Here is a 12,345-nt window from a genome sequence, read left to right on the forward strand (position 1 = left end):
TTTAAGGGCTATGAAGCGGCGCTCATCATTCACCCTGGCGGTGAAAATGAGGTAGGCGGTACATCCTTAGCGACACATCCCCTAGAGGTTACCTTCCATGGGCGCTCCTGTCATATAGCATCACTCACTGATTCTGGAATCAATGCCTTAGATTGTGCTGTAGATCTTTATCAAAGGGTTAAAGCGTTAAAGAAAACCTTCCCTACAGGTGCTATTGTAGGTGCTATCTTTACCGAAGCTGGTACAGCACCAAACGTAGTAACTCCTAAGGCTACGATTCGCATGACTGTACGGGGGCGTACGGTGGATGATTTAGAAAGTATTATTTTGCCGGCTATCAAAGCGGCAGCTCATGAGATTGGCGAATCCTACGGTGCTAAAGTTGAGATGCATCATTATGAGCCACTTTTTAAGGATATGCGTCAAGATAAAAGGTTATTAGATCTATTTAAAGATGTGATGACTGAGTTTGGTGAAACACCGCGTATATTACCTGATGATGAAGCGGATGGCAGCACTGATGTGGGAAATGTATCCTATGAGGTACCAATAGCACAGCCTACCTTGCAGATTGGGTTAGGGTTAGAAGCTCATACGCCAGAGTTTACTTGTGCAGCTGGTTCTGATTATGGATTGGCACAAGCCATTAAGGGTGCTAAGATTATGGCTATTGTAGCCTTGCGTTATGCGATGGGTAAGTGATGTTCATTTTTGACATATAGAGGTCAAAAAGGTACAATAGATATAATATTTAAGTAAGTATGAAACAAGCCGTCTTCAACAAGACGGCTTTTATTCCGGTGGAGATAGATATGAGTGTTTTAACCGTTTCAAATGTAACTCATGGTTTTGGAGCGCGACAAATTTTAGATGATGCATCATTTCGCTTATTAAAAGGAGAACATGTAGGTCTTATTGGTGCTAATGGCGAAGGCAAGTCTACATTCCTAAATATCATTACAGGTAAAATACCACCTGATGAAGGTAAAATTGAATGGTCTAACCAAGTCACTGTTGGATACTTGGATCAACATGCGGTTCTCGAAAAAGGAATGACCATTCGCGACGTATTGCAACGAGCCTTTGATGATTTATTTGTTATGGAGCAAAATATTAACGATGCTTATAATCGTATGGGTGATGTATCCGAAGATGAGATGAATAAGCTCCTCGAGCAAGTTGGGGAATGGCAAGAAATTCTTGAACAACGTGGGTTCTATGAAATTGATGCGGTTATTGAGCGTACAGCTTCTGGTTTAGGCCTTACAGATATCGGCTTAGATCGAGATGTTACAGAGCTCAGTGGTGGTCAACGTACTAAAGTTTTACTTACTAAACTATTACTAGAGAAACCGACAATTTTATTGTTGGACGAACCGACAAACTATCTTGATGTAGAGCATATTCAATGGTTGCAAAACTATTTGCAGAACTACGAAAATGCGTTCATCTTGATTTCTCATGATATGGAGTTCTTAAATTCCGTAGTCAATGTCATTTATCATATTGAGCAAGCAGTACTTACTCGATATACTGGTGACTATCATCAGTTCCAAGCTGCTTACGAAGTGAAAAAGGCACAAGCTGCCAAGGCTTATGAGCGTCAACAACAAGAGATTGAGCGTATGGAGGACTTTATTCAACGTAATAAAGCTCGTGTAGCGACGCGTGGTATGGCAAACTCTAGGGCAAAACGCTTAGAGAAGATGGAAATTTTGGAAAAACCAAAAGAGTATATCAAGCCTACCTTTGGCTTTAAAGAAGGTCGTACACCAAGTCGCTTCATTGTAGAGGCTTTTGGCTTACAATTAGGTTATGATGAACCGTTAACTAGACCAGTAGACTTTCAAATTGAAAGAAATAAAAAAATCGCCATTCGTGGCGTCAATGGTTTAGGTAAAACAACGTTGTTAAAAACTATTCTAGGTTTATTAAAACCTGTGAGTGGTGAGTTGGTAAAAGGTGAGTTCTTACAAGTTGGCTATTTTGCTCAAGAAGATACACCATCTAACTCTGAAACAGCGCTAGATTATATTTGGAATGAATATCCGGCTATGACCAATGCAGAGGTGCGTGCAGCCCTTGCTCGTTGTGGCCTTACGAATGAACATATTACATCTCAAATGCGTGTATTATCTGGTGGTGAAAATGCTAAGGTTCGCCTATGCAAACTCATGCAGAATAAGTATAATGTGTTGGTTTTAGACGAACCGACTAACCATTTAGACGTATATGCGAAGGAAGAGTTGAGCCGTGCATTACGTGATTTCAAAGGTACTATTGTACTAGTAAGTCACGAACCTGAATTCTATCAAGGTTGGGTTACGGATATTTGGAATATTGAGGATTGGACGACAAAAATTGTTTAGGAGGACCGATGAATCAACGTGCAAAGGACGGGATAAAGCAATTCTTAGAGGCTTTATCTGTTGATACAGAGGCACCAGAGTTAGAGAAGACACCAAGTCGTGTAACAGAATTATATAGTGAATTATTCAGCGGTGTAGGATTAGATACAAAATCGGCATGGGGAGAAACCTTTAGCACAGACTATAAAGGTCTTGTGGCAGTTACAGGAATTCCGTTTTATTCCATGTGCGAGCACCATTTATTGCCTTTCTTTGGTACTGTAGATATTGTGTACCAACCTAAGGATGGGTGTGTTGCAGGACTTAGCAAGTTCCAAGATATTGTTAATATTCTTAGCCGTAGACCGCAATTACAAGAGCGGTTGGCATCTGAATTGGCAGATGCTATTATGAATGATTTATCCGCTCATGGCGTATTTGTACGCATTACATCGACTCAGTTGTGTATGCTCATCAAAGGTACCATGCAGCAAGATTCAAAGGTTATTACCTTAGAAAGCCGAGGCGTATTGGCCGAAAAAGGCACATTAAGAGATGAAGCGTTGGCAATGTTAGGTGGAGGACAGGCAAATGTTTAAACGTAGAAATTATACATGGAATGATGGCAAAAGTTTATCTTTGTGCGATCGTACCCTTATCATGGGTATACTCAATGGTACACCTGACTCCTTCTCTGATGGCGGTCTATTTAACACACCAGAGACAGCAGCAGCGCATGTAAAACAAATGATTGAAGATGGTGCGGACATTATTGATTTAGGCGTTGAATCTACACGCCCAGGTTCTACACCATTGACGGCAGACGAAGAAATTGAGCGTTTGTCTCTATTAATAGATCCTGTATTAAATGCGTCTACAGTTCCCGTATCTATCGATACTTATCACGCTAAAACAGCTGAATATGCCTTTTCTAAAGGGGCGCATATTTTAAATGACATATGGGGACTACATTATGATCCTGATATGGCGGCAGTAGCAGCTAACTTCAAGGTGCCTGTTATTATCATGCACAATAGTAATGATACAAACTATGGCGATATTATTGAGGATATGAAAGCATTCTTCTTCTGGGCTATCGATAAAGCGTTAAAAGAGGGGGTTACACCTCAACAAATCTGGCTCGACCCAGGTATTGGCTTCTTCGGTAAAACAGAAGAACAAAATATTGAAGTTATGCAGCGATTAGGTGAGTTAACAGCTTATGAATATCCAATTTTGTTGGCACCTAGCCGTAAGGGTTTTATCGGGTCTATGTTGGGCGGTTTGCCACCAGAAGAACGCGATGAAGGTACTGTAGCCGCTTGTATTACAGGTGTATTCCAAGGCGTTGATATGGTGCGTGTTCACAACGTTAAAATGCATAAACGTGCCTTAGCAGTCGCGGATGGCCTGTTACGAGGTGAATAATGGATAAAATCGTTTTAAAAAATATGGCCTTCTACGGATATCATGGCAACTTGGAATCTGAACAAACACAAGGCCAACGGTTTTTTGTAGATGTGGAAATTACAACAGATCTTACAAAAGCCGGTCAAAGTGACCAATTAGAAGATTCTATCAATTACGTAGAGGTATACGAGATTGTAGAATCTGTTATGACTGGTGAGAAACGTAATCTATTAGAGCGCTTGGGGGCGCTTATTGCGGATTCCTTATATCAACATTACCAAGGTATTGTGGGTTTATCTGTAACAGTGCGGAAGCCATCTGTACCAATTGTAGGCATTTTAGATTATGTTGAGGTTGTAACTACAAGGGGACAAATTTGATGTATACCTATTACATCAGTGTAGGCTCCAATATGGGGGACAAGAAAGGCCATATTCATTCTGCCTTTCAGTCATTGCAGGAGCATGAGGCTGTTTCTAAGGTAATTAGTTCTAAGCTTATTGAAACTGAGCCGTGGGGCTATACGGAGCAAGATACATTTGTTAATGGCATGTGGTTTTGTGTAAGTACTTTGGATCCGCATCAAATGCTCGACCTAATTCAATTCCTTGAAAAAGAGGCGGGCCGTGAACGTTTGATTCATTGGGGACCTCGCACGCTAGATTTAGATATTATTTTAGCTTATGATTCACATGGTGCTATGCTGTCTTTAAGTGATGCAAAACTAGTTGTGCCACACCCGCTTTTTTGGGAACGCACCTTTGTATTAGAACCGCTATATGAGTTGTTCCCGACTTTTACCTATAAAGGTATGACAATTAATGAGCGTTTAGCTCAATTAAGTGAATAAAAGGGTATCGTATGTGTTAAGATTAGTGAATTAATAAATACGTACATACTGTACATGAGTTTACGTTTTATGACTGGGGATTCATAGGGAGTGTACATGAATATAAAACGTATCGGTTTATGTGTACTGGCTTTGCTTGTAGTAGGGATATCCTATTGGCTTGCGGTAGGGGTCAACTACGATTCTAAAACAGTACGTATAGATCCGGAAGCGCATACATTAGTTAACTCTAGTGATGCCATTATTTCTAAACGAATATTAGCGATGAAGTCCATTGACTCGCAAGTGTATTTTTTAGGTTATGAAGGGTATGGAATTTATAACCTAGCTGATAATACGCTTCGTCTTATGCCGATTACCTTTAGAGGTCAGCATATAGAACCACCTAAGACTGATGATTACCAACGGGGGTTACGAGATATTAAGTCGGTAAAAAATCTATCTGATTTTACGACTCAAGAGCAGACCGAATTAAAAGCTTTGTTAGAGTCTACCGATAGAGGGGCTTATTATTATGGAGACTTTTACCATTCTGGTTATGAATCATCTCTTATCGATATGAAGGACCACTATTTTATTACCAATACGGTACGAGCTTTAAAACGTGTAAACCATACATTGTATGTCTATGATGCGTCAGGCTTTATTATTATTGATTTAGATAATCGTCGTATGCAGGGATTCTTTAATAATCGTCTTGGCGGTGAAGGACCTAAGGGGGTGCCTGATAGCCTGCGTGGCCATTATGGTGCGGACTTCACTATGATATATGCATTATCTAAACTAGATCCTAAAGATTTAGAAATTTTATGGACTATGCGTAAACAATATTTAGAAAAATCACCACAGGTGATGGAGAATAAAGACTTATTCCCTCTTAGTCTTGATGCAATGACTATATAAGAGGAAAATTGCTGTACTAAGATTGTTTACTAGGTGCAACTAAAGATAGAAAGACTGTTATAGTGCTTTATTGTAACAGTCTTTTTCTTTATTTACCGAATAATTTTGAGAAATGGGTATATAATAAGTATGTATTCTTTAACTTTATATGTTTTTAATTGTCATATATAGATGCGGGATATAATGTAATGTATATGAATATAAAGTATTCAGATATTGAGTATTTAATTTTAAAAGATTAGTCTTAGTCGGATGTTAATCATCTGCCTACAATATGAGGAGGTCATTATGAAATTGCGTAAAGTAGGTATCATTGGTACTGGTCACGTAGGTTCTCATGTAGCTTTTTCTCTTGCGTTGCAAGGTGAAGTTGATGAACTATATATGATGGATATTGATGAGAAGAAAGCAAAAGCCCAAGCTATGGATATTAATGATGCGGTTAGCTATATCCCTCATAAAGTAACAGCTACGGCAGGTCCTATTGAGGACTGTGGAGATTGCGATATTCTCGTATTTAGTGCAGGTCCTTTGCCAAATTTGTATCAAGATCGTTTAGAAAGTCTTGGTGAAACTATAGAGGTACTAAAAGATGTTATTCCTCGTATTAAAAAATCTGGGTTTGATGGCTTTATTGTTTCTATCTCAAATCCTGCTGATGTGGTGGCCACTTACTTATGTAAACATTTAGATTGGAACCCTAAGCGTATTATCTCTACAGGTACAGCATTAGATTCTGCTCGACTCCAAAAAGAATTAGCTCATATTTTTAACATTAGTAATCGCTCGATTACGGCCTATTGTTTAGGTGAACATGGGGGTAGTGCAATGGTACCTTGGTCTCACGTATGCGTTCAAGGTAAGCCCTTAGAGCAGTTACAACAGGAATTACCTCATAGATTCCCTACACTTGACCATCAACAAGTATTAGATGATGTAAAGATTGGTGGTTACCATGTATTAGCTGGTAAAGGCTCTACAGAATTTGGCATTGCTAGCGCTACTACTGAGCTAATTCGTGCTGTATTCCATGATGAAAAGAAGATACTTCCTTGTTCTTGTTACTTAGATGGTCAATACGGAGAAGCAGGAATCTTTGCGTCCACTCCTGCGGTTATTGGGAAAGATGGTATTGAAGATATCTTAGAACTACAACTTACTGTTGAGGAGTTAACTTTATTTAAAACATCCTGTGCCATTATTCGTGAACATGCTAATAAAGCGGAAACTATGTAAATACAGCTTATCGTTAGGTGCATACATAACTGTGTCTTAGCATACATAACTGTGTCTTAGCATACATATATATACTTACACTCTGTTTTTTAGAGAAATATCTGTAATATTATTTAGTCCCAATCTATGTTATGTGGTATAATTTAGGAATGACAATATACAGATGATGAATATTTTTTGGGGGACATTATGACTCAGGACACTATGGAAGTACAACGTCCAAAAAGGCCGCGCAAACGGGTTCGCCCTAATCGTAAAGCGCAGGATCAGCGTATTATCCTCATGTGGATCAAGCGAATTGGCATAGGGATTATGGTGCTGCTATTGTTAGGGCAGGCCTATCGCTTGGTGGCTGTATATCAAGAAAAACAACATATAGAGCAACAATTGCAAGAATTAAAACAGCGAAATGAAGAATTAGAGCAGGAAAAGGCTAAGTTACAAGATCCGAAGACCATTGAAGGGGTGGCTCGTGAGGAGTTAGGCTTAGTTAAGCCTGGTGAAGTACCATATGTAAAATAGGTAAGAGCTTAATTTGGATTCGCTTTATTGTGTAGTTTGAGGTTTCCGCATTAATTAGGAGGTTGCATGGCAATCGAAGTTGGTAACATTGTAGATGGTACCGTATCTGGTATTACAAAATTCGGCGTATTTGTTGATTTAGGAGAGAAACAAACAGGGTTAGTTCATATTTCTGAAGTAGCTCATGGGTATGTCGAAGATATTAATACCATATTAAAGGTTGAAGATGCTGTAAAGGTAAAGGTTTTATCCATTGATGGCAATAAAATCGGTCTTTCTATTCGTCAAACACAACCTAAAGAAGTGGTAAGTGAAGAAAGACGTCCTCGTCGAGTTCAATCTAAACAAAGTGCAGAGGCTTTCGAAGCGAAGATGAAATCATTTTTGCGCGATAGCAATGAACGTTTGCACGATTTAAAACGCAATACAGAAGGTAAACGCGGAGGCCGAGGCGGTCGTCGAGATTAATAGTGAGAGATGGCTTTCTGCCATCTCTTTACTTATGTATAAAATAGTAACAGTAGTATTAGGCGAATACTACTGTATGCAAGGAGCGATTATGAAGTTAGCAATTATCGATATTGGATCTAATTCAGTACGCTTATTATTAGCTACTTATGAAAATAAAATATGGCATTACGAGCCCAAACAGTTGTGGACCACTCGTCTTGGTCAACGAAATACAGACGGTACATTACGTGCTGAATCGATGGAAGCATCATATCAAGCTTTCCGGGATATTAAGAAAATAGCCGACCAATATGGAGCGGAATACTGCTTTGGTTTTGCAACGAGCGCCGTTCGTGAAGCAGCTAATGGCCTTGAATTTATGGAGCGCATTAGCGAGCATTGCCCAATGGAGTGGCGTATTCTCTCGGGAGATGAAGAGGCCATTTATGGTTTTAATGGTGCCTTGGGAGACCAGTTGAATGATGGCCGTCACTATACGACTATCGATATCGGTGGCGGTAGTACTGAGCTAGCATTAGGCAATAAGGACGGCGTTTATTGGAGTCGATCCTATCCTGTAGGTGCTGTACGCCTTCAATCTATGTCTGATGAAGGTCCTCAACGTGTGTGGGAAGAAACTCGATTCTTGTGGGATCCGATGATGATTGAAGGGGAATTTGGTGAATTCATTGGTATCGGTGGTACGTTAACTACCTTGGCGGCCATCGATTTAAAGCTAGAAGATTATGATGGCACTAAGGTGCAAGGACATAAATTGAGCCGTGAGACTGTGGAAGGCATCATTATGAGATTACGCTACATGAGCCGTGAAGAGCGCTTACAAGTCAAAGGCTTGCCTGCTGGACGTACCGATATCATCGTAGCCGGTGCAGAAATTTTAACGTCCTTTATGGACGCTTATGAGGTGCCTCATGTATTTGTGAGTGACCAAGATGGTATGGAGGCGATGGCCCGTGAATGTGAAAGCACTCATTCGAAGAGTTAATCACACTTTAAAATTACATAAGCTATTTCCTGAACATAGCCGTATATTGGTCGCTTGTTCTGGTGGACCAGATTCGATGGCTTTATTACATTTATTGCAAGATATTGCTACGCATCGCCATACAACGTATAAGCTTGGTATTGCTATCGTAGACCACTCTATTCGCCCTGAAAGTAAAGATGAGGTTCTATGGCTTCGAAATCAGGTAGATGCATTAGGGTTGTCGTTTTATACAACTACCTTTGATGTGCCAAGCTTGAGTAAAGACCTAAAGCTATCTGAGGAGACCGTTGGTAGACAAGTTCGCTATCAATGGCTAAATGAAATAGCTCGGTCTGAGGGGTATGATTATATTGCAGTAGCTCATCATAAGGACGATCAGGCTGAGTCGATTCTAGCGCACTTCATTAGAGGTACAGGCTTAAACGGGTTAACAGGTATGGATGTAGTCAGCTATGGCTATGACGTTCCTGTGATTAGACCCTTATTAGATGTTCCAAAAGTGGAGTTATTAGCTTATTTAGCCGATAGGGAGCTCACGTATTGTATTGATTCTACAAATGATGATACTCGATATCAGAGGAATAGAATTCGTCATCGCATTATACCTGAGTTAGAATCTATTAACCCTAATGTAGTAGATGCTATCGCTAGATTAGGAAATACTGTAACTGAAGATTTAGCAGTAATTTCTGATTTGACAGTACAAGCTTTTCAGCGATTAGTGACGATTGATAAGGGTGAAATGAGTGTATCTCGTAGGGCCTTACGAAAGGAACCTTTAGCCATACAACGTCGTTTGTGGCAGCATTTGGTGAGTTCTATTGACTCTGATATAACGCTTACAGTAGCCCATCAAGAGCAATTACTAGATATTGTTAACACAGGAGAAGCGAAAACTTTCACTATAAAAAGTATAAAAGTAACCGCTCAATGTGATACAATAAAGGTATATTGCAAACATTAATATGAATCGTGGAGGTCATATAGATGCATCAAGATGCAAAAGATATTTTATATACAGAGGAACAATTAAAAGCACGTGTAACGGAATTAGGTAAAGAGATTAGTAAAGATTACCAAAATGAATCCGTTGTGCTCGTAGGGGTATTAAAAGGGGCTATCGTATTCTTTACAGATTTAGCTCGTGCTATTGATGACAGCGTAGATGTAAGCTTTGATTTCATCTCTTGTTCTAGTTATGGTAGTGGCACAACTAGTACTGGGGTAGTACGAATTTTAAAAGATTTGGATCGCTCCGTAGAGGGTAAGAATGTACTTGTTGTAGAGGATATCGTAGATACGGGTACTACATTACATTACTTGTTAGAAAATTTACATGCTCGTGGTGCTAAGAGCGTGCGACTTGCTGCGTTATTGAATAAACCTGATCGTCGTAAGATGGATGTAGATGTGGACTATGTGGGTTTTGTTATCCCTGATTACTTCGTTATCGGTTATGGTTTAGACTTTGCAGAAAAATATCGTCACTTGCCTTATATCGGTATTTTGAAGGAAGAAATGTATCAAAATTAAAAATTATGATATAATATATGAGTGCATCTCTCTATGAGATGTACTTAATTCGTTTATACAACTAAATTACTATTGAAAGGGGTAATATTTTGGGTCGATTTACTAAAAATATCGTCCTTTATTTACTTATCATTGCCACTTTAGTTATTGCCATTGACGCTTTCTCTGGTCAAAGTGCGAATAAATCTGAACTTAGTTATACAGGATTTATTCAACAAGTACAACAGAAAAAGGTTGAGTCTGTAACGATTACCAATGATCACAGTATTAAAGGTAAACTAAAAAATGGAACAGAGTTTAGTACTTATGCGCCAAGTGATGATACATTAATTAGAACATTACAAGATAATGGCGTAGAAATTACTGCAGCTCCACCTGAGCAACCAGCTTGGTGGATGAGCTTGCTAGGGTCTGTTATTCCTATTATCATCTTGGTAGTGTTGTTCTTCTTTATCATGCAACAAACACAAGGTGGCGGTGGCCGAGTGATGAACTTCGGTAAAAGCCGTGCTAAATTGATGGGTGAAGGCAATGTAAAAGTTACCTTCAAAGATGTAGCAGGTGCTGAAGAAGCTAAACAAGAATTAGAAGAAGTAGTAGAATTCTTGAAGGATCCAGGGAAATTTACAACTATCGGTGCTAAAATTCCGAAAGGTGTATTGCTTGCTGGACCTCCAGGTACAGGTAAAACATTGCTTGCTAAAGCCGTAGCTGGTGAAGCAGGGGTACCATTCTTTACGATTTCCGGTTCTGACTTCGTAGAAATGTTCGTAGGTGTTGGTGCTTCTCGTGTGCGTGATCTTTTCACGCAAGCGAAAAAGAATTCACCATGTATCATCTTCATCGATGAAATTGATGCGGTTGGTCGCCAACGTGGCGCTGGTCTTGGTGGTGGTCACGATGAACGTGAACAAACATTGAACCAATTGCTCGTTGAAATGGATGGCTTCGGTGCCAATGAAGGTATTATTACTATCGCTGCTACAAACCGTCCGGATATTCTTGATCCAGCGCTGTTGCGTCCAGGTCGTTTTGACCGTCAAGTTATCGTAGGTCGTCCAGACTTACGCGGTCGTGAAGCAATCCTGAAAGTACATGCTCGTAATAAGCCGTTAGCTGACGATGTAGACTTAAAAACAATTGCGAAGAAAACTCCAGGCTTTACTGGTGCTGACTTGAATAACTTGTTAAACGAAGCGGCTTTATTGGCGGCTCGCCTTAACAAAAAAGTTATCACTATGGCTGAAGTTGAAGAAGCAAGTGAAAAGGTTAGCATGGGTCCTGAACGCCGCAGTCATATTGTGAGCGAGAAAGACCGTAAGTTAACCGCGTACCATGAATCTGGTCATGCTATTGTGGCACATTTATTGCCTCATGCAGATCCTGTTCATAAGGTAACAATCATTCCTCGTGGTGCAGCAGGTGGTTACACTATGATGCTTCCTACAGAGGAACAAAATTATAAAACAAAATCTCAATTATTGGCAGATATTCGCGTAGCTCTTGGGGGACGAATTGCAGAGGCCTTAATCTTAGACGAAATCAGTACAGGTGCTTCTGGAGACCTTCAAAGCGTAACGAATACAGCGCGCGCCATGGTAACGCGTTGGGGTATGAGCGACGAGCTTGGTCCTATCGTATTTGGTGAACAACAAGAACAAGTATTCTTGGGTAAAAACCTTGGCCACGAGCGCAACTATAGTGAAGAGATCGCAGCAAAAATCGACTCTGAAATTCATCGTATTGTAGAAGAAGCGTACAAAGATGTAACAAAACTTCTCAGCGAAAATGAAAAATTCTTACATGACATGGCAAATGCTTTGTTAGAAGAAGAAACAATCGATTCTAAAGCTGTAGATAATCTTTATAAATATGGTACAACGAAAGCCCCTGAAGTTGAGGAGCCTAAAGAGATTCTAGAAGCGGAAGGTGTTGTAGTATCAGAGGTGGTTGAATCTAAAGAGAACACTGCTACAGTGGATGCTCCTAGTGAAACATCTTCTAATGAAATCAAATAATGAGATATCTAAATAAAAGGGGCTGTAACAGAATGCGGTTTTACCGCATTCTAGTTACAGTCCCTT

14 protein-coding genes are annotated in these 12,345 nt (G+C 39.8%); all 14 read left to right on the forward strand.

Features of this window, described 5'->3' with window-relative positions; genetic code table 11:
* Positions 1–702 (forward strand): peptidase dimerization domain-containing protein (locus tag RWZ05_RS08470; protein ID WP_314643698.1); only part of this gene is annotated, 702 nt, incomplete at its 5' end.
* A 110-nt stretch (positions 703–812) separates the two neighbouring features.
* On the forward strand, positions 813–2,369 hold the full coding sequence (locus RWZ05_RS08475) for an ABC-F family ATP-binding cassette domain-containing protein (protein WP_105081399.1): 1,557 nt from the start codon (positions 813–815) through the stop codon (positions 2,367–2,369).
* A gap of 8 nt (positions 2,370–2,377) precedes the next feature.
* A complete protein-coding gene (folE, locus tag RWZ05_RS08480) occupies positions 2,378–2,947 on the forward strand; it encodes a GTP cyclohydrolase I (RefSeq protein ID WP_009352693.1) in 570 nt (189 codons plus the stop codon).
* Entirely contained in the window at positions 2,940–3,776 is an 837-nt protein-coding gene (folP, locus tag RWZ05_RS08485) for a dihydropteroate synthase (RefSeq protein ID WP_009352669.1), read from the forward strand. Before folE ends, folP begins: the two co-directional genes overlap by 8 nt.
* A complete protein-coding gene (gene folB, locus RWZ05_RS08490; RefSeq protein WP_314643702.1) occupies positions 3,776–4,138 on the forward strand; it encodes a dihydroneopterin aldolase in 363 nt (120 codons plus the stop codon). The genes folP and folB overlap by 1 nt, the downstream gene beginning before the upstream one ends.
* On the forward strand, positions 4,138–4,608 hold the full coding sequence (gene folK, locus RWZ05_RS08495) for a 2-amino-4-hydroxy-6-hydroxymethyldihydropteridine diphosphokinase (protein WP_314643705.1): 471 nt from the start codon (positions 4,138–4,140) through the stop codon (positions 4,606–4,608). Before folB ends, folK begins: the two co-directional genes overlap by 1 nt.
* 96 nt (positions 4,609–4,704) lie before the next feature.
* Entirely contained in the window at positions 4,705–5,511 is an 807-nt protein-coding gene (locus RWZ05_RS08500; protein ID WP_314643707.1) for a hypothetical protein, read from the forward strand.
* 288 nt (positions 5,512–5,799) lie between these two features.
* The gene (locus RWZ05_RS08505; protein ID WP_314643710.1) at positions 5,800–6,747 is read left to right on the forward strand and encodes an L-lactate dehydrogenase; all 948 of its coding nucleotides are present in this window, start codon (positions 5,800–5,802) and stop codon (positions 6,745–6,747) included.
* Between the two features lie 189 nt (positions 6,748–6,936).
* Positions 6,937–7,269, forward strand: coding sequence for a septum formation initiator family protein (locus RWZ05_RS08510; protein ID WP_043006286.1), 333 nt, complete (start codon positions 6,937–6,939; stop codon positions 7,267–7,269).
* 66 nt (positions 7,270–7,335) lie between these two features.
* Positions 7,336–7,737 carry a S1 RNA-binding domain-containing protein gene (locus RWZ05_RS08515; RefSeq protein WP_314643712.1) on the forward strand — a complete coding sequence of 134 codons (402 nt, stop codon included), beginning with the start codon at positions 7,336–7,338 and terminating at the stop codon, positions 7,735–7,737.
* 91 nt (positions 7,738–7,828) lie between these two features.
* A complete protein-coding gene (locus tag RWZ05_RS08520) occupies positions 7,829–8,725 on the forward strand; it encodes a phosphatase (RefSeq protein ID WP_314643714.1) in 897 nt (298 codons plus the stop codon).
* Entirely contained in the window at positions 8,694–9,692 is a 999-nt protein-coding gene (tilS, locus tag RWZ05_RS08525) for a tRNA lysidine(34) synthetase TilS (protein WP_314643716.1), read from the forward strand. The genes RWZ05_RS08520 and tilS overlap by 32 nt, the downstream gene beginning before the upstream one ends.
* Before the next feature lie 23 nt (positions 9,693–9,715).
* Positions 9,716–10,261: a hypoxanthine phosphoribosyltransferase gene (gene hpt / locus RWZ05_RS08530; protein WP_314643718.1), complete on the forward strand. Its 546-nt coding sequence runs from the start codon at positions 9,716–9,718 to the stop codon at positions 10,259–10,261.
* Between the two features lie 89 nt (positions 10,262–10,350).
* The gene (gene ftsH / locus RWZ05_RS08535; protein WP_314643720.1) at positions 10,351–12,279 is read left to right on the forward strand and encodes an ATP-dependent zinc metalloprotease FtsH; all 1,929 of its coding nucleotides are present in this window, start codon (positions 10,351–10,353) and stop codon (positions 12,277–12,279) included.
* The last annotated feature ends 66 nt before the right edge of the window (positions 12,280–12,345 follow it).

Origin of the sequence: uncultured Veillonella sp. (assembly GCF_963543145.1) — a bacterium.
Lineage (GTDB): Bacteria > Bacillota > Negativicutes > Veillonellales > Veillonellaceae > Veillonella.

Coding starts and splice junctions, on each gene's coding strand:
- RWZ05_RS08475 (WP_105081399.1), top strand. CDS start 813: ATGAGTGTTTTAACCGTTTCAAATGTAACTCATGGTTTTGGAGCGCGA.
- folE (WP_009352693.1), top strand. CDS start 2,378: ATGAATCAACGTGCAAAGGACGGGATAAAGCAATTCTTAGAGGCTTTA.
- folP (WP_009352669.1), top strand. CDS start 2,940: ATGTTTAAACGTAGAAATTATACATGGAATGATGGCAAAAGTTTATCT.
- folB (WP_314643702.1), top strand. CDS start 3,776: ATGGATAAAATCGTTTTAAAAAATATGGCCTTCTACGGATATCATGGC.
- folK (WP_314643705.1), top strand. CDS start 4,138: ATGTATACCTATTACATCAGTGTAGGCTCCAATATGGGGGACAAGAAA.
- RWZ05_RS08500 (WP_314643707.1), top strand. CDS start 4,705: ATGAATATAAAACGTATCGGTTTATGTGTACTGGCTTTGCTTGTAGTA.
- RWZ05_RS08505 (WP_314643710.1), top strand. CDS start 5,800: ATGAAATTGCGTAAAGTAGGTATCATTGGTACTGGTCACGTAGGTTCT.
- RWZ05_RS08510 (WP_043006286.1), top strand. CDS start 6,937: ATGACTCAGGACACTATGGAAGTACAACGTCCAAAAAGGCCGCGCAAA.
- RWZ05_RS08515 (WP_314643712.1), top strand. CDS start 7,336: ATGGCAATCGAAGTTGGTAACATTGTAGATGGTACCGTATCTGGTATT.
- RWZ05_RS08520 (WP_314643714.1), top strand. CDS start 7,829: ATGAAGTTAGCAATTATCGATATTGGATCTAATTCAGTACGCTTATTA.
- hpt (WP_314643718.1), top strand. CDS start 9,716: ATGCATCAAGATGCAAAAGATATTTTATATACAGAGGAACAATTAAAA.